The organism is Niveispirillum sp. CC-CTL257 (assembly GCF_059489915.1).
Genome location: NZ_JCAJXE010000001.1, coordinates 313,533 through 330,238 on the forward strand (window position 1 = coordinate 313,533; position 16,706 = coordinate 330,238).

Annotated in this window: 17 protein-coding genes; 8 read left to right on the forward strand and 9 right to left on the reverse strand. The window is 64.9% G+C overall.

All coding sequences use genetic code 11. The features are described 5' to 3' along the window. Positions 1 to 112: 112 nt before the first annotated feature. Complete coding sequence (gene ggt, locus ABC729_RS01525) at positions 113 to 1,882, forward strand: gamma-glutamyltransferase (RefSeq protein WP_495605913.1); 1,770 nt, start codon at positions 113 to 115, stop codon at positions 1,880 to 1,882. On the opposite strand, the gene ABC729_RS01530 is transcribed toward ggt, so the two are convergent. Both ABC729_RS01530 and ABC729_RS01535 read right to left on the reverse strand, forming a co-directional pair. Further along, positions 1,879 to 2,433: a hypothetical protein gene (locus tag ABC729_RS01530; protein ID WP_495605914.1), complete on the reverse strand. Its 555-nt coding sequence runs from the start codon at positions 2,431 to 2,433 to the stop codon at positions 1,879 to 1,881. The two genes, ggt and ABC729_RS01530, sit on opposite strands and share 4 nt — an antisense overlap. Before the next feature lie 11 nt (positions 2,434 to 2,444). After that, positions 2,445 to 3,557, reverse strand: coding sequence for a cysteine desulfurase family protein (locus ABC729_RS01535; protein WP_495605915.1), 1,113 nt, complete (start codon positions 3,555 to 3,557; stop codon positions 2,445 to 2,447). 311 nt (positions 3,558 to 3,868) lie between these two features. On the opposite strand from ABC729_RS01535, the gene ABC729_RS01540 reads away from it, so the two are divergent. Together ABC729_RS01540 and ABC729_RS01545 are read left to right on the forward strand one after the other, a co-directional pair. After that, positions 3,869 to 4,531 carry an alpha/beta hydrolase gene (locus ABC729_RS01540; protein WP_495605916.1) on the forward strand — a complete coding sequence of 221 codons (663 nt, stop codon included), beginning with the start codon at positions 3,869 to 3,871 and terminating at the stop codon, positions 4,529 to 4,531. A gap of 213 nt (positions 4,532 to 4,744) precedes the next feature. Further along, positions 4,745 to 5,815: a hypothetical protein gene (locus tag ABC729_RS01545; RefSeq protein ID WP_495605917.1), complete on the forward strand. Its 1,071-nt coding sequence runs from the start codon at positions 4,745 to 4,747 to the stop codon at positions 5,813 to 5,815. A 69-nt stretch (positions 5,816 to 5,884) separates the two neighbouring features. On the opposite strand, the gene galU is transcribed toward ABC729_RS01545, so the two are convergent. Then, complete coding sequence (galU, locus tag ABC729_RS01550; protein WP_495608624.1) at positions 5,885 to 6,754, reverse strand: UTP--glucose-1-phosphate uridylyltransferase GalU; 870 nt, start codon at positions 6,752 to 6,754, stop codon at positions 5,885 to 5,887. A 332-nt stretch (positions 6,755 to 7,086) separates the two neighbouring features. On the opposite strand from galU, the gene ABC729_RS01555 reads away from it, so the two are divergent. Together ABC729_RS01555 and ABC729_RS01560 are read left to right on the forward strand one after the other, a co-directional pair. Beyond that, complete coding sequence (locus ABC729_RS01555) at positions 7,087 to 7,746, forward strand: LuxR C-terminal-related transcriptional regulator (protein ID WP_495605918.1); 660 nt, start codon at positions 7,087 to 7,089, stop codon at positions 7,744 to 7,746. 21 nt (positions 7,747 to 7,767) lie between these two features. Further along, complete coding sequence (locus ABC729_RS01560; RefSeq protein ID WP_495605919.1) at positions 7,768 to 8,706, forward strand: SAM-dependent methyltransferase; 939 nt, start codon at positions 7,768 to 7,770, stop codon at positions 8,704 to 8,706. A gap of 4 nt (positions 8,707 to 8,710) precedes the next feature. Here the strand turns inward: ABC729_RS01560 and ABC729_RS01565 are convergent, their stop codons facing one another. Beyond that, positions 8,711 to 9,895 (reverse strand): aspartyl/asparaginyl beta-hydroxylase domain-containing protein, encoded by a 1,185-nt coding sequence (locus tag ABC729_RS01565; RefSeq protein ID WP_495605920.1) that lies wholly within the window; start codon positions 9,893 to 9,895, stop codon positions 8,711 to 8,713. Between the two features lie 80 nt (positions 9,896 to 9,975). Beyond that, entirely contained in the window at positions 9,976 to 10,440 is a 465-nt protein-coding gene (locus tag ABC729_RS01570; RefSeq protein ID WP_495605921.1) for a peroxiredoxin, read from the reverse strand. A gap of 93 nt (positions 10,441 to 10,533) precedes the next feature. Here ABC729_RS01570 and ABC729_RS01575 point away from each other — a divergent pair, with 93 nt between their 5' ends. After that, on the forward strand, positions 10,534 to 11,073 hold the full coding sequence (locus ABC729_RS01575; protein WP_495605922.1) for a DinB family protein: 540 nt from the start codon (positions 10,534 to 10,536) through the stop codon (positions 11,071 to 11,073). A gap of 2 nt (positions 11,074 to 11,075) precedes the next feature. On the opposite strand, the gene ABC729_RS01580 is transcribed toward ABC729_RS01575, so the two are convergent. The 4 genes from ABC729_RS01580 to ABC729_RS01595 all read right to left on the reverse strand — a co-directional run bounded on the left by ABC729_RS01580 (position 11,076) and on the right by ABC729_RS01595 (position 14,879). Then, on the reverse strand, positions 11,076 to 11,807 hold the full coding sequence (locus tag ABC729_RS01580; protein ID WP_495605923.1) for an HdaA/DnaA family protein: 732 nt from the start codon (positions 11,805 to 11,807) through the stop codon (positions 11,076 to 11,078). A 45-nt stretch (positions 11,808 to 11,852) separates the two neighbouring features. After that, entirely contained in the window at positions 11,853 to 13,022 is a 1,170-nt protein-coding gene (locus tag ABC729_RS01585; protein ID WP_495605924.1) for an AI-2E family transporter, read from the reverse strand. Then, the gene (locus ABC729_RS01590) at positions 13,019 to 13,636 is read right to left on the reverse strand and encodes a CDP-alcohol phosphatidyltransferase family protein (protein WP_495605925.1); all 618 of its coding nucleotides are present in this window, start codon (positions 13,634 to 13,636) and stop codon (positions 13,019 to 13,021) included. Before ABC729_RS01590 ends, ABC729_RS01585 begins: the two co-directional genes overlap by 4 nt. A 136-nt stretch (positions 13,637 to 13,772) precedes the next feature. After that, the gene (locus tag ABC729_RS01595; protein ID WP_495605926.1) at positions 13,773 to 14,879 is read right to left on the reverse strand and encodes a hypothetical protein; all 1,107 of its coding nucleotides are present in this window, start codon (positions 14,877 to 14,879) and stop codon (positions 13,773 to 13,775) included. 111 nt (positions 14,880 to 14,990) lie between these two features. On the opposite strand from ABC729_RS01595, the gene purM reads away from it, so the two are divergent. Together purM and purN are read left to right on the forward strand one after the other, a co-directional pair. Further along, positions 14,991 to 16,049: a phosphoribosylformylglycinamidine cyclo-ligase gene (gene purM, locus ABC729_RS01600; RefSeq protein ID WP_495605927.1), complete on the forward strand. Its 1,059-nt coding sequence runs from the start codon at positions 14,991 to 14,993 to the stop codon at positions 16,047 to 16,049. Further along, positions 16,046 to 16,690, forward strand: coding sequence for a phosphoribosylglycinamide formyltransferase (gene purN / locus ABC729_RS01605; RefSeq protein WP_495605928.1), 645 nt, complete (start codon positions 16,046 to 16,048; stop codon positions 16,688 to 16,690). Before purM ends, purN begins: the two co-directional genes overlap by 4 nt. The last annotated feature ends 16 nt before the right edge of the window (positions 16,691 to 16,706 follow it).

Here is a 16,706-nt window from a genome sequence, read left to right on the forward strand (position 1 = left end):
GGGCGGGCCCTTTGCGGCCCGCTTCCGATTCCGGGGCGGGTGGCGCATCTAAGCCCTTGCCATTGCCTGTTCTACCGGGTGACCATGTAAAAAACTGGCCCCGGACAGGCACATGCAATCCAGACATTTTCCGCTGCTCACCCGCCGCTTGGCCACGGGTCTTCTGACCCTATGCCTGACCATGCCGCCCACCGTTCTGGCGCAGCAGGCGCCGGAGCCGACATCGGCGGCCAAGGTCAAGGAACTGGTCACGGCACGCCGCCACATGGTGGTGGCCGCCAACCCGTTGGCGGTGCAGGCGGGGCTGGATATTCTGCGTCAGGGCGGCACGGCCGTGGATGCGGCGGTGGCCGTACAGGCGGTCCTGGGTCTGGCCGAGCCGCAATCATCGGGCATGGCCGGCGGGGCCTTCATGCTGCTGGCCGAACCGGGCGGCAAGCTGACCACCTATGACGGGCGGGAGGTGGCGGGCGCTGCCGTGACGCCCAACCTGTTCATGGGTGCCGATGGCAAGCCCATGTCCTTCCTGGACACGCTGCCGCAGGGCCGGGCGGTCGGTGTGCCGGGTGTGGTGGCCATGCTGGCGCAGGCCCATGCCGCCCATGGCAAACTGCCCTGGAGCAGCCTGTTCAAACCCGCCATTGATCTGGCAGATGCCGGCGTGCCCGCCTGGCCGCGTATGGTCGGCGTGCTTACCGAATGGCAGCGTATGTTGGGCAAGTCGGCGGATTTGCAGCGCTATTATTACCGCGAAGGTGGGCGACCGCCGGCCCTGGGCGAACGCATTCCCATGCCCGAACAGGCGATCAGCCTGCGTCTATTGGCGGCTGCCGGCCCCGACGCCTTCTATCGCGGTCCCATCGCCAAGGCCATTGTCGGCCGCCTGCAACAGGCGGCGGGGGACAGCGGCACGCCGGTTCTGACCCTGGACGACATGGCCAGTTACAAGGCTGTGGAGCGTGACGGCATCTGCATCCCTTATCGCGTCTGGAAGGTGTGCGGCATGGCCCCGCCATCGGCGGGTGGGGTGGCCGTGCTGCAAATCCTGGGCATGCTCTCGCACTATGATCTGCGCGCCATGGGCAAGGATGATCCCAAGGCCTGGCACCTGCTGATGGAGGCCAGCCGCCGCGCTCATGCCGACCGGGAGGCGCATGTCGGCGACCCCGATAAGGTGCCGGTGCCAACACGTGGGCTGATCGATACCGGCTATATCGCCAGCCGCGCCGCCGGGATCGACCCGGCCCGCGCCGCCACCGCCCCCGTACCGCCCGGCGAACCGCCGTTCCGGACCGGTGCCCTGTTCCCCGCTGCCGATGGGCCGGACGTACCCTCCACCACGCATTTCTCCATCATCGATGATGATGGGCGCATCGTGTCGATGACCAGTTCGGTGGAATTCGCCTTCGGTTCCGGCCTGATCGCGGGTGGATTCGTGCTGAACAACCAGATGACGGATTTCACCTTCGTGCCCACCAAGGACGGAAAACCCGTTGCCAATGCGCCGGGGCCGGGCAAGCGCCCGCGTTCCTCCATGGCCCCGATGGTGGTGTTTGACCAGAAGGGTAATCCTGTCCTGGCCGTCGGCTCCCCGGGCGGTACGGCCATTATCGGCTATGTGGCAGAGGCGCTGGTGGCCATGCTGGACTGGGATATGGACCCGCAGGCCGCCGTCAATCTGCCCATCCTGCTGAACCGCAACGGTGCCACACAGATCGAGTCGGTGCCCGCCGCCGATAGTCTGGCCAGCGCGCTGACCGCCATGGGTCATCAGGTGAAGCGTGAAGGGGCCAATAGCGGTGTTCACATCATCCGTGTGACGCCCGCCGGCATCCTGGGCGGCGCTGACCCCCGCCGCGACGGCGTGGCGATGGGGGATTAACCCAAGCGCCGCGCCGCCTCCACCGCCATGGCCATCGCCTCCACCCGTGACAGCCGGGTGGCGGCGAGGCTCAGGTCGTTCAGGCGGAAGGCGTCCAGCAACAAGCGCAGTTCGGCGGCCATCGCGTCCTTCACTTCTTTCAAGGTGCGGGCGCGGCTGCTGGCATCCGGGGCGGCGGCAATGGCAATCTCCCACTGGCCGCCATTGGCGGGTCGGGCCGGGGCGGTATCGGCTAGGTCCAGCAGGGCGCGGGCGCGTGCCGCCGGGTCGCGCAGGATGGCGGCCGCCTTCTCCCGGGCCACCCGTTGCTCGCCGGCCAGGATGGCCGCCCGTTCCCCCTTATCCTGAAATCGGGCCGGGGCCAGGATGCGGGCGAATCCGGCCACCTGCCGGTCGATGGCCGCCACATCCAGCTCAAAAGACGCCGCGATACCCAACCGGGTGAACGGATCGACCGCGCCCGGCGGCTGGATCGATCCACAGCCATGGCAGAACAGGGCGCGGGGGGAAATGTCGCCGGCGCAATGCCAGCAGGGCAGGGTGGGTTCCAAGATCGGGTCTTTCAGGCGGCGGGACGGGCACGGGCGGCCAGGGGCAGGTAGCAGGACAGGAAGCGGTCAATGTCCGCCGAAACCGTTTCCCAGCCCAGGCTGACCCGGATGGCCGATCCGGCAATGGCATCGTCAAAGCCCATGGCGGCCAGGACGGGGGAGGTCTTGACCTTGCCCGATGAACAGGCCGATCCGGCGCTGACGGCGATGCCTGCCAGATCGAACGCCATCAACTGGCCGTTGGCCGGCTGGCCGGGCAGGGCAAGGCAACTGGTATTGGTGACGCGCGGGCTGCCGGCCCCGATCACCCGCACCCAGGCTGCTGCGTCCAGGACCGCCTGTTCCAACCGGTCGCGCAGGACGGCGATGGCTTGGAAATCCGCCAGCCCGGCGCATGCAGCCTCCGCCGCCGCCCCGAATCCAGCGATCCCGGCCACATTCTCGGTCCCCGCCCGCATCCGCCGTTCCTGTCCGCCGCCGCGCAGCAGGGGGGAGAGCGGGATCGAAGGGGCGGTCAGCAGCGCCCCCACCCCCTGCGGTCCCCCAATCTTGTGCGCCGACAGGGTCACAAGGTCGATGCCGATTGCCGTAACGTCGAATGGGATGCGCCCCACTGCCTGCACTGCGTCGCTGTGCAGCCAGCCGCCATGGCGGTGAACCAAGGTGGCGATATCGGCCAATGGCTGGATGATGCCCGTCTCGCTGTTCACCGCCTGCACGCTGACCAGCGCCGGTCCCCCGGCCAGTAGCCGATCCAGCGCCTCCAGATCAATCAAACCGTCGGGCCGCACGGGAATGTGGGCGCTGTCCGTGCCGGCGCATTCCAGCACTGATGGATGTTCCGTGGCGCCCAGCACCAGGCGGCGGCCATGCCGGGCGGCCAGCGCCAGGGCCTGGTTATTGGCCTCTGTCCCACCGCCGGTGAACGTGACCTGGGCGGCGGGAACGCCGGCCAATGCCGCCACCTGATCGCGTGCATCTTCCACCATCCGCCGCGCCTTGCGACCGAAACCATGGATGGAGGACGGGTTTCCAACCATATCCAGGGCGGCGATCATTGCGTCCCGCGCGGTTGCGCGCAGGGGGGCGGTGGCGTTCCAGTCAAGGTATAGGGGAGACCGCATGGGCTGCTTTTCCGCCAAAGGCTTGAATTCCCCTGCGAAGAGGCTTGAATACGAATATGGGCGCTGTGGTATAGTCCGTCTCCATGCCAGCTCAGTTCTTGTGCTGGTACAGTCCCGTGGACGACGGGCGTGTCCTTTCGGGCACGGTTCGACGGACCACAACCGCCTGAGGCAGTCCTATAGAATGACAGGGATGGACGGTCAAGAATCGCCCCTCTACCAAGGCCGCCCGGTCTTGGGTTGTTCGACAGTCATTGCCGCCCGCCTGTTGACGCTCGCCCCTTGCATGTCTGACCGGGACCGGTGAATCGATGCCTGACGTGATCATGAACGGCCCTGCCGGCCGTCTGGAAGGTCGCTACTCCCACAGCAAGGTGCCCAACGCACCCATCGCCCTGCTGCTGCATCCGCATCCGCAGCATGGCGGGACGATGAATAATCGCATCGTCTATACGATGTTCCATGCCTTCACGAAGCGCGGCTTTTCTGCCCTGCGCTTCAACTTCCGGGGCGTGGGGCGCAGCCAGGGCACTTATGATCGCGGCGAAGGCGAACTGTCGGATGCGGCATCGGCGCTGGACTGGTTGCAGACCTACAACCCCAACGCCTCGGCCTGCTGGATCGGCGGGTTCAGTTTTGGCGCCTGGATTGGCATGCAGCTGCTGATGCGCCGGCCGGAACTGGACGGTTTCCTGTCGGTGGCGCCGCCCGCCAATATGTTCGACTTCTCCTTCTTGGCCCCGTGCCCAGCCTCTGGCCTGATCGTGCATGGCGACCGGGACGAGATTGTGCCCGAAGCCTCGGTGACCCGTCTGGTCAACAAGCTGTCGGCGCAGAAGGACATCAAGATCGATTACCGCCGGGTGGAAGGCGCCAACCACTTCTTCAATGAGAAGTCGGAAGAGCTGGGCCGGCTGGTGGATGATTATCTGGATGTGGCCCTGACCAAGCCGATGGGCCCCAACGCGGCCTGACCCCGGCTTTCAGTAAAAGTTTCCAGAATGGCGGCCCTGGCGTCGGGGTCGCCATTTTCTTTTCTGTCTTTAAGTATATATCATTGGAGTGTATTATTTCAAAACTGAAACATAAATAATGTTTCAGTTGTTTCTTTATTGTTTTCGACATTGAATTTTTCTCACCCTTCTGTGATTTCATAAGATGTCATGTGTGTTGGGAATGAATTGGTCATGTTAGTGAAGTATCTGCGCTGTGCGCTCCTGCCGGGTCTGCTTCTGACCTTGGCGCCCTCTGCCCAGGCCGCGCGCCAGGCCGTGCTGAAGATCGAAGTCACGGTGGACGGGCATAATGACTGGCGTGATGGTGTGGACTGGAGCAAGGGGACCATCAAGGACCGGTTCGTCACCGAGATTCCGATGGAGAGCGATTTCGATCTGGAATCATATAATTACCTTGATCCCGACTATGCCAAGCAGATGCAGGCGTTCCAGGCCGAGGCCGATGCTCGCCGGCAGAAGATTGAGGCGATGCAGGCCAAACGGGGGGGGCATGCCCCACCGGCCAGCGGAAACATGATGTCGGCTATGATGGCCGATCCGCAGGCCATGATGAAGAAGGCCGAAGCCTGTAAGGGGGATGAAGCCTGTCTGCGCAAGATGGCGATGGACATGATGGCCACATCGGGCCAGATGGGCTCGGCCATGCCCCAGATCCAGGAGGTCGATGCCCTGTGCTCAAAGCATCAGGGCAAGGCCTATGAGGCTTGCATTGAAAAGGAAGGCAAGGCCCGCTCACGCCCGCCTGCCGGCATGCAGGAAGAAGAAATTCCCGAGTTGGAAGAGCCGGAGGCCAAGTTCCGTCGCTATATGCCCCGCGCCGGCTGCGGTGCGCGCGGCGAGGCCTATATTGACCGTCAGGCCAAGGGCCAGATGTCCGATGTCGCTGGCCTTTACGACACAGTTGCGACAGAGAAGGGTGGTGGTTCCATTCCGGCTGTCGAACTGGAGAGGGTATGTTTGTCGACCGATCTGGTCGTAGACGAGAAGGCCCGTACGCTGTATCCGCTGGGTTGGGTGCCGACGACGGTGGAGATCAAGAGTTTCCGGCACACGCCGCCCGACCCGCCGATGCAGGGCGTGGCGACCATCACCGTCCAGGAAGGTGTGGAGCAGTGGGTCTCCGCCACTTTGCGCAACGCGCCCCTGTCCGGCAGCAAGTCCACCGTCCTGACTAAAAAGTCCGGCAAAATGACGGAGACCCTTAACGTCACCGTGAAGTGGAGCTTTACCGAGCGACGGTAATCAAGGCCGGTTGCAATAAAAAGGGGGCGGCTGATCAGGCCGCCCCCTTCGTGTTTCCGGCCTATGCTGTTACAGCATGTCCTTCAGCGCCGCCCGCACCTTGTCCGACATGTCGGGACGGTTCAGAGCATAGGCGACATTGGCCAGCACGAAGCCCAGCTTGTCGCCGCAATCGAAGCGCTGGCCCTCGAACTTGAAGCCGTGGAAGGGCTGTTGCCCGATCAGCTTGGCCATGGCGTCGGTCAACTGGATCTCGCCGCCCGCCCCCTTCTCGAACACCGACAGGTGCTTGAACACTTCGGGCTGCAGGATATAGCGGCCCTGGATCGACAGGTTGCTGGGCGCCACCGCCGGGTCCGGCTTTTCCACCAGCCCCTTGACCGAGACCAGCTTGCCATCCTCCGACGCGATATCCAGGATGCCGTACTTGTTGGTCTGTTCGCGCGGCACCTCGAACACCGACAGCAGATTGCCGCCGACCTGTTCATAGGCGTCCATCATCTGCGCCAGACAGGGCTTGTCGCCCAGCACCTGCTCGTCAGGCAGTAGCACCGCGAACGGCTCATTGCCCACGAATTCACGCGCACACCAGACGGCGTGCCCCAGGCCCAGGGGCTGCGCCTGACGCACATAGGACAGGTAGCCCGATTCGATCTGGATATCCTCGACGATCTTCAGCAGATCATTCTTGCCGCGGCGGCGCAGCGTCTCATTCAGCTCGTAATTCAGATCGAAATGATCTTCCAGCGGGCTCTTGCCACGGCTGGTGACGAAGCAGAACTGATCGATGCCGGCGGCCTTGGCCTCGTCCACGGCGTGCTGGATCAGCGGCCGGTCGGCCAGCGGCAGCATTTCCTTCGGAATGGCCTTGGTGGCCGGCAGGAAGCGGGTACCCAAACCTGCGACCGGAAACACGGCCTTGCGCACTTTTTGCGGCATCTTGATCCCTGTATTGACAGCCATGATCGTCTCTAACCCCACCGGTCATGATACCGGCGGCACCTTTGTCTTTTGTGGCACGTCCACCCCCCTTCCCGCAACATGGCCGCACGCGGCGGGCGGGAAGGGGGGCGACGATATTGATAACCTTCCCGCCGCGCTTTTGTGCCATCCGCACGGTCTAGAGCGATGGTTGTCACAGACAGCCACAGGATTTTGATTTATTAAGGGTGCGATACTGTCCGTAAGATGGCGGGATACAGCCCCGTCATCTTGGCCCGCGTGGGGCGGCGTGGGCGGATGGGGTGTGATAATCGGGCTGGGATCGACTGATGAAAATCCTGATTGGTGACGACCATCTGCTGTTCCGTGAAGGTTTGTGCCGCCTGCTGACCCAACTGGATGACCAGGCTACGTTCATCGAAGCGGGGACCTTTGACGACGTGCTGGCTCTGGCGCGCGACGGGCAGGATTTCGATCTGGTCCTGCTGGATCTGCAGATGCCGGGCTTCCCCGGATTCTCCGGTGTTCAGGAAATCTGCGAGGCGCAGGCGGGTACGCCGGTCGTCATCGTGTCGGCATCTGAGGCGCAGGCCGATGTGCGCGCCGCCCTGGATGCCGGGGCTTCGGGCTATATCCCGAAATCGTCCTCTGTGAAGATCATGCTGTCGGCCCTGAACCTCATCTTCTCCGGTGGCATCTATGTGCCGCCGGCGGCCATCCTGGGCGATGGGCCGGGTGTTGCCGGCCATGGCGCTGCGTCTGCGGGCGGCGGCGGTGCAGCGGCGGGCAATGCCGGTGCGCCCAGCCTGACGCAGCGGCAGCGCGATGTGCTGCGCTGCCTGCGGGAAGGCAAGTCGAACAAGCAGATCGCTTACGAACTGGGCCTGTCCGAGGGCACGGTGAAAATCCATGTCACGGCCGTCATGCGCAGCCTGGGCGTGCGTAACCGCACGCAGGCTGTTATCGCGTCCGGTGACATTACCACCTGACACGCTGGCGCGTTCTGATCCATGACCCATGATGATGTGACGGCCCCGACGGCAACGCCGCTCGGGGCCACCGCCTATCTGGCGGCCGAAGAATATCTGGAGCCCCTACTGGTGGAACTGGGCGATGTGCGCTCGGTCCATGGACGGCTGGTCATCGCCGATGGCCCGCCGCGTCCCGCCGCCTGGGCCCAGAATATCTGGTACGACCCCGTCCTGATCCCGATCCAGTCGATCAAACAGGGGGCCAAGGCCCTGCGCGGCATTCAGCGCAACTGGGCGCTCTATGGGTTTCAGCATCATCGCCGGGCGCAGCTGATCCAGGACAATCTGCCCCATGTTTCGGCCAAACCGGTCAGCTTCTTCACGCCCCCGCCGACAGCCCCGCTGGGCTCCTGGACGCTCTTGAACGAGAATACCATCCTGGCGGCCGCCCATTGCTCCAGCCCGTACCGCAATGGCGAGATTGAGCTGATTGAGGACCGGGTCAACCCGCCCAGCCGCGCCTATCTGAAACTGTGGGAGGCTTTCACCCGCATCGGTTACACGCCGAAGCCGGGGGAACAATGTATCGATCTGGGTGCCTGTCCCGGCGGCTGGACCTGGGTGGTGCAGAGTTGCGGCGCGAATGTCATCGCCGTGGACAAGGCACCGCTGGACCCCAGGATCGCCGCATTGCCGGGCGTTTCGGAACGACGGGAAAGCGCCTTCGGGCTGAAGCCAGCCGATATCGGACCCATCGACTGGCTGGTCTGCGATGTGATCTGTTATCCGGCCCGGCTGTACCGGATGATCCAGGGCTGGCTCGACTCGGGTCTGGCGCGCAATTACATCTGCACCCTGAAATTCCAGGGGGAGACGGATTTTGAGACGGCCCGCGCCTTTGCGGCCATTCCGGGCAGTCAGCTGGTCCATCTCTGTCAGAACAAGCATGAGCTGACCTGGATCAAGCTGGGGGCGTAAGGACTTACGCCCCCCATTCCCCCGACCCGGCACCATAATCATCGATGGCGGCCAGCATGGTCGCCACTAACTCCCGCTCATCCGCCGTCAATTCCGGTCGCCAGACATCGAACAGCAGGACAACGCGTGTCTGGTCGCTGTCGTTCCAGGCTTCATGTTCGATCGTGTCGTCAAAGACCCAGGCGTGTCCTTCCCGCCATTCGCGCATGTCATTGCCCACCCGGAACCGGCATTTGCCCGGCACGATCAGCGGCAGGTGGCAGATCAGGCGGGTATTCACAAAGCCGGTATGGGCCGGGATATGCGTCCCCGGCTTCAGCAGGGAGAACAGCACCGAGGGCGCGCGGCCCCGGATGCCGGTCAGCGGAATGCCCTCCATCGCCTTGGCCGTCATGGGGCAGCGAGCAATGTTTTCTTCCTGCGGCACGCCATTCTTCCACAGGTAAAAGGCGCTCCAGTCGCGATTGCCGCGCAGGCCCGACCGGTCCACCTGCGCCCGGTTGGTGCTGGCCTCCAGATAGGGTTGGAACGCCTCCGGTCCCTGCATGACCGCCAGCAGTTCCTGACGGATGGCGTCGGTCTGCGCCTCCAGCCTTTCCAGCCAGGGAAAGGCCTCGCGCTCATAGAACTGCACCTGCGGCAATTCGGGGAACAGATAGGCCTGCGGCTGCTGGTAATAGACCTGACGCCGCCCGAACAGGATGTCCAGCGAACGGGCGAATCGGCCCTCACCCGCGTCGGGGTCAAAGCCGGCCCCTTTCAGGCTGGACAGAAGATGGTCTTCGAATCGCCGCGCATAATCCTGCGTCAGCCCCTGGACGCGGCGCAATTCGGCGACCAGATCGGGGGGCAGCTGTGCCGCCGGCGGCGCGGCACGCAGCGCGTTGTTGTAAAAGGAGGTGGCGGCCTTATGGTCACCCTTGCCCCCGAAATGATCGCCCTTCAGGATCAGGGCGCGGACATTGCGCGGGTCGATGGCCAGCACCCGGTCCAGGGCCGCCGCCATCCCGGCGGCATCACCCACGCCCCGGCAGCCATAGGCCAGACCCAGCAGCGTGCCCAGATCACCGGCCCCCAGGGCCACCGCCTGCCCGAATCCGGCCTTGGCGCCCGCGAAATCCCCGCGTTTCAGGGCGTCGGCACCGGCGCGGGCATGTGGGGTCGGGTCAGCAGGGGTACGCGTGAACATGGAAGGGCCATCCTGGCTGCGGGATGGCCCCATTGGACGGGATTGGTAAAGCCGCCGTCAACCTTGTTCGGGGCCGCTGCTTACAAACCCTGGACGGCCTTCAGCACGGCGTCGACATGGCCCGGCACCTTCACCTTGCGCCATTCCGCGCGCAGCACGCCCTCCCTGTCGATCAGGAAGGTGGAGCGTTCGATGCCCATATATTTGCGGCCATACATGTTCTTTTCCTGCCAGGCACCATACCGTTCCGTCACGTCGCTGTCGGCATCGGACGCCAGGATGAAGGGCAGCTTGTACTTGGCCTTGAACTTGTCATGGCTGGCGACCGAATCCTTGGAAATGCCGATGATGGTGGCATCCAGCTTTTCGAAATGCGGCAGCTGTTCGCCGAATCCACAGGCCTGGGTGGTGCAGCCCGACGTGTCATCCTTGGGATAGAAATAGACCACCACATTCCAGCCCTTCAGGGCGGACAGGGTGACACTGCCATTGCCGTCGGTGGGCAGGGTGAAATCGGGGGCGGGCTGGCCGATGGCGATGGTCATGACGGGGTCCTTTGGGGAATAATGGTCTGAACCCAAGGATTTAGATGCGGCGCGGCGGAGTCAACCCGTGCCATGGACAAAGAGGATGCAGGCATGATCAGCGTGGATTACGTGCGCACCATGGCCGCCTATGGCCATTGGATGAACAGCCGCATGATGGAGGCCTGCGCCGGCATCGCGGCGGTCGACCGCTCCCGTGACCTGGGTGCCTTCTTCAAGTCGCTGCATGGCACGCTGGATCATATCCTGTGGGCCGACCTGATCTGGCTCAGCCGGTTCGAGGGCACGGCACCGCCCGTGGCCAGGGGGGTGGACCTGCTGCGTCCCGACTGGGATGAACTTGTGGCTGACCGCGCGGCGGCCGATGCCCGCATCACGGCCTGGGCGGCGGGGGTGACGCCGGAATGGCTTTCCGCGCCGCTCTCCTATGTCACCAAGTTCAATCCCCACCACTGGACCCTGCCGGCCTGGGTTCCGGTGACGCATTTCTTCAACCATGGCACCCACCATCGCGGACAGGCGACCACCTTGATGATGCAGCTGGGCGTTGATCCGGGTGTCACCGACCTGCCGGTCCTGCCGGGGATTTTCGATGGCTCGCTGGGGATGGAGGCGAGCAAGGTGCCGGTTTAGAGCTAGCTTTGTGTTCCGTCGCCCAAAACCTGTCGGCAGAATCGCACGGTGATGGGTTTCTTGGCCGCCAGGGCCGCGTGGTCAAGCGTCGCCACCACGCGGCGGGCATTAGCGAAGCTGCGTTCTGTGCGGGTCATCAGCCAGTCGATGACATCTTCCCCCACCCGGATCTGCCGGTCGGCGAACAGCTTCACCAGCACCGCCATCAGCAGCGCATCATCGGGGGCGGCCATGCCGACGGCAGGGGCGGCCAGCAGGCGGGAGCGCAGATCGGGCAGGCGGATGACCCAATTAACCGGCGCATTTTCGGCCAGCAGCAGCAGATGCCCGCCCATCTCCTTTGCCAGATTGTAGAGATGGAACAGGGACCGTTCCAGGGCCGGGTCGCCCGCCACCCCCTGCGCGCCATCCAGAACGGCGGTCCGCATGGGGCGCAGCAGGTCGGGCAGTTCCGCCTCGTCCCGCAGATCATCGACCGACAGAAGATTGCCGCGCGCCCGCGCCCGCCAGATCTGGGCCAGATGGCTTTTCCCACACCCCGCCGGGCCGAACAGGACCAGGGCCGGGGCCGGCCATTCCGGCCAGGCGTCCAGCCACGCAACCGCATCCTGATTGCCGGGGGCGACCAGGAAATCATCCTCCCCCATGGCGGAACGATGCCCCAGATCCAGCGGGATCTGGCGCGTGGACAGCAGCGAGGGCGGATTGGATGGCGGTTGGGGGGGCGTGGTCATGACAAGAGCCCCTCCTTCTGCACGGGCTGGAAAACGGGAATGGTGTCAGGGCTTGGGCGGCAGGTCGGCGATGCCGGCACCCCGTTCCGCCCCTTCGGCTGCCGGATGGGATAGCAGCGGGTCGGGGGCCAAGTCGAGGGGTGTTGCCGCCTGCGCGTCAAAGCCACGATAAAGGCTGCTCTGCATATATTGCCGCAGACTGAACCGGGTCAGCACGCCGATGACGGCGGCCACCGGCACGGCCAGCAGCACGCCGACAAAGCCGAACAAGGCCCCGCCGGCCAGCAGCGCGAACATCACCCAGACGGGATGCAGCCCCACCTTGTCACCCACCAGCTTGGGCGTCAGGATATTGCCCTCCACCGCCTGGCCGAAAAAGAAGATGCCGGCGATCAGACCGACCTGCCAGAACTCGTCAAACTGGAACAGGGCCAGACCGACGCTGGCCACGAATCCGACCAGCGATCCCACGAACGGGATGAAGGACAGCAAGCCCGTGATCAGCCCGATCACCAGCCCGAAATCCAGACCCGCCGCCGTCAGCGCCAGGGCATAGAACAAGCCTAAGCACAGGCAGACGGTGGCCTGACCGCGCACGAATCCGGCCAATGTCGTATCGACCTCGCGCGCCTGCTCCCGGATGGTGTCGGCATAGGGGCGGGGCAGCCAGCCATCCACCGTCGCCACCATCCGGTCCCAGTCGCGCAGCAGATAGAAGGCGACGATGGGCGTGATGAAGATGACGGACAGGATATCGATGATGGCGACGCTGCTGGTCAGGATGTTGCGCAGCACATCGGCGGTCCAGCCGACGGCGGTGCCGGCATAACTGCCAGCGGCCTCACGCAGCTGCTTCACCTCTGCCGCTGGCAGGCGCCGCAGCCAGCGCTGTACCGCCGGGACCAGTTCCTTTTTGGCCCAGGCGATCCATTCGGGCGCCACCTCAATCAACTGCACCACCTGCGCCTGCAACAGCGGCGCAAGCAGCAGCAGGGCCAGGATAGCGGCCAGCAGGAACCCCAGCAGCACGATGGTCGTCGCGGCCCAGCGCGGCACCCCGCGTGCTTCCAGCTTGTCGGCCACAGGGTCCAGAAGATAGGCCAGGGCCATGCCCGCCACGAAGGGGGCCAGCATGGAGCGCAGCAGCCAGACCACGGCAATGAAGCCGACAAAGCCCCAGAGCCAGAATTTCCACTGTCGATTGGCGCGCATCATGCGTCCTTGCCCGGATCGTCGGTCAGGAATTCATCTTCCGGCTTGGGCCGGCTGACGAAGGCCAGCACCAGGGAGGCGAGCGCCAGCACCACGACCAGCAACTCCGCCGGCAGGATGAACAGGTCAACCCCGAATCCAGGGCCTTGGATCAGCAGGAACAGGATGGCCAGCGCATCCATGGCCACGATGTTGATATGGAACAGCCAGCGCGGCTCCCGTATCCAGGGCTCGTTCCCCGCCGTCTCTGGCAGCTTCTGCCCCAGCGCCAGCACCAGTTCGCGTAGCAGCACGGGGACCAGCACCCAAAGCGGCAGCAAACCCTTATAGGTGAGGGCCGTCAGGGCCAGCAGCGGCAGCAGCCGGTCGGCCAGTCCGTCCAATATTCCGCCCAGCCTTGTCCGCGTCTTGAACAGCAGGGCCGCCGACCCTTCCAGCAAGGCACCCAGAGCGGCCAGCACGAACAGCCAGAAGGCCAGGGTCATGTGGCCGCTATAGATCAGCCAGCCGATCAGCAGGGCCGAGAGCAGCCGCCCAGCGGTGATGCCCATGGTGATGCGGCGCAACCGCTCCAGGGTGGGGTCGGTGGCTGTGTTTTCGGGCGCAAGATCGCTCATGGGGCCTCAACTCCGCCGTTGGGTATGTTCAGACATTCCCGTCATGAACACGTGGCAAGCCAAAAGGGTCACATGCCCGGCAGTATGAGGGTTTTCGAAAGGATAACAATGGTCTGGTGGAGAGCGGGGGCGACGCTCACCGTGCGCTGCGCAGAACCGGCCCGTCGGCCCCGTCCTCCAGCACCAGATCACGCTGGGCCAGTGCGGTACGCAACTGTCCGATATCGCCGGCATGGCGCAGGTCCAGGACGGCCCCGTTGCGCGACAGGCTGGTGATATTGGTCTGGGTGATGGTGCTGATGCTGCCCAGACGTTTGCGGATGGACAACCAGCCCGTCTGATCGGCGAAGCGGACGGTCAGTTTCAGGTCGGACAGGGCACCAGCGGCGATCTGCGTCGCGGCGGTCCAGCGTTCCTCCAACCGGTGGGTGACAGCCTCCACGGCGGCGCGCAGGGTGGGATTCACGGGCTCGCCCGTGTCCGCAGGCAGTGCGGATTGCGTCAGGCTGAAGCTTTCCGCACTACCCGTGGCGGGGTGCAGGGCGACCGTCACGGTCAGGCCGGCTTCGACGGTGCCGTTGACCGCAACCACGGCCACATCCCCGGCACCATAGCGGTCGGCAATGCGGCGCAGGGCGGTGGCGTCACCGGCCAGGGCCTGTTCGACGCCGATATCCGTGACATCGGGGGCTTCCCCGAACGGCACAGTCACCGGCACCAGCCCGCCCTGACGCGGGGCCAGATCCGCCCAGGCCTGCCGCCAAGCCGTGCCCGTCTGCCATAGGATCGGGGTGCCGCCCGTCTGATCGATGGGCAGGACCAGCGTCGGCTTCGACCGCACCTCGGCATAGGCGACATTATTGGCGCGCAGATAATTGCGCAGGGCAGCGGCGTTGAAGCGGATCGCCAGCTTGCCGACATAGCGGGTGGCCGATGTCCGCTCCTCCTGGATCTCAAAGCTCTGCACCATGCGTTCGATCACGTCGGACGGGACGGGGGGCAGGGCGGTGCGCGCACCATCCACGGTCAGCCGGTCGAACATCAGGTCGAAGGCCTTGCGCTGCGCCTCTCGCACACCCTGGTCGCGGGCGACATTGGCATTGCCGGACGAGATATCGACGCCCACATCGCGCACCGTGAACAGGTCGTCCACCGCCTGACCGGAGGCCGGCAGGGCCAGGCCCAGGGCGATCAGGGCGGCGGACAGGCTTTTGCGCAGGGCGGGGGTGCGGATGACCGGCATTGCCTTGAATTCCGATGTTGCTATGTTCGGCGCCAAATCCGGGGTGCGGCAGGCCACCATGGGCTTTCTACCCCACCCCGGCACCGTTACGCCAGCAGTGAGGGCCAGGGCATGAGCAGCTATTCCTACCGGGATGCGGGTGTCGATATCGACGCGGGCAACGCACTGGTCGATGCGATCAAGCCCCTGGCCAAGTCCACGGCGCGTTCCGGCTCCGATGCCGGGCTGGGCGGGTTCGGCGCGCTGTTCGACCTGCGCGCCGCCGGGTTCCATGACCCGCTGCTGGTTTCCACCACCGATGGTGTGGGCACCAAGCTGAAGGTCGCCATCGACGCCAACAAGCATGACACGGTCGGCATCGATCTGGTCGCCATGTGCGTGAATGATCTGGTGGTGCAGGGGGCCGAACCGCTGCTGTTCCTGGATTACTATGCCACCGGCAAGTTGGACGTGGCCGCCGGTCGCGCCATCGTGGCCGGCATCGCGGAAGGCTGCCGTCAGGCCGGTTGCGCCCTGGTCGGTGGTGAGACGGCGGAAATGCCGGGCATGTATGCCCATGGCGATTATGATCTGGCCGGCTTCTCCGTCGGTGCCGTCGAACGCTCCCAGGTGCTGATCGGTGACAAGGTGGCGGCCGGCGACGTTGTGCTGGGTCTCGCCTCCAGCGGTGTGCATTCCAACGGTTACTCGCTGGTGCGCAAGCTGGTGGGCGTTTCGGGCCTGACCTATGACAGCGCCTGCCCCTGGGATGGGTCGCGCAGCCTGGGTGATGCGTTGCTGACGCCCACCCGTATCTATGTGAAGTCGGTTCTGGCCGCCGTGCGTGCCGGCACCGTGAATGCGCTGGCCCACATCACGGGCGGCGGGTTGATTGAGAATATTCCGCGCGTCCTGCCCGATGGGCTGGGCGTGGACCTGGATGCAGCATCCTGGGACCTGCCGCCGGTGTTCAACTGGCTGATGAAGACGGGCAATGTCGAAGCGTCGGAAATGGCCCGCACCTTCAACTGCGGCATCGGCATGGTCGTCGTCGTCCCCGCGGAGAAGGCGGACGAAGCGGCCCGCATCCTGGCCGACGGTGGCGAAACCGTGAAGCGCATCGGCACCGTCGTGCCGCGCGGCAATGACGGTCACCGCGTCGTGATCTCGGGCCTGGAGCGCTGGTCGTGAGACTGCGTCTGGGCGTCCTGATCTCGGGCCGGGGCAGCAACCTCCAGGCCTTGATCGACGCCGCCCGTGATCCAGCCTTTCCGGCGGAGGTGGCGCTGGTCATCTCCAACAAGGCCGACGCTCCCGGCCTGGACCGGGCGCGGGCCGCCGGTATCGCCACCCTGGTGCTGAAGCCGAAAGACTTTGCCGATAAGGCGGCGCATGAGGCGGCGATGATTGCGGCGCTGGAAGCGGCGGGCGTCGGTCTGGTCTGCCTTGCCGGCTATATGCGCCTGCTGTCACCAGTGTTCGTTGAGGCGTGGCACAATCGCCTGATCAATATCCACCCCTCGCTGCTGCCGTCCTTCCCTGGCCTTGACACCCATGCCCGCGCCATCGACGCCGGTGTCTGGTTCCATGGCTGCACCGTGCATTATGTGCGGGTAGAGATGGATACAGGCCCCATCATCGTTCAGGCCGCCGTGGCCGTGGCCGAGGGGGACACGCCCGACAGCCTTTCCGCCCGCGTGCTGGAGCAGGAGCACAAGGCCTATCCCTTGGCCGTTCGGTTGATCGCGGAGGGGCGGGTGGCCGTGGAGGGTGATCGGGCGGTGGTGAAGCGGGGTGTCGCGTCGGATGGGCTGGTCGCGCCTATCGCCTGAAAACAAGATCGCATGC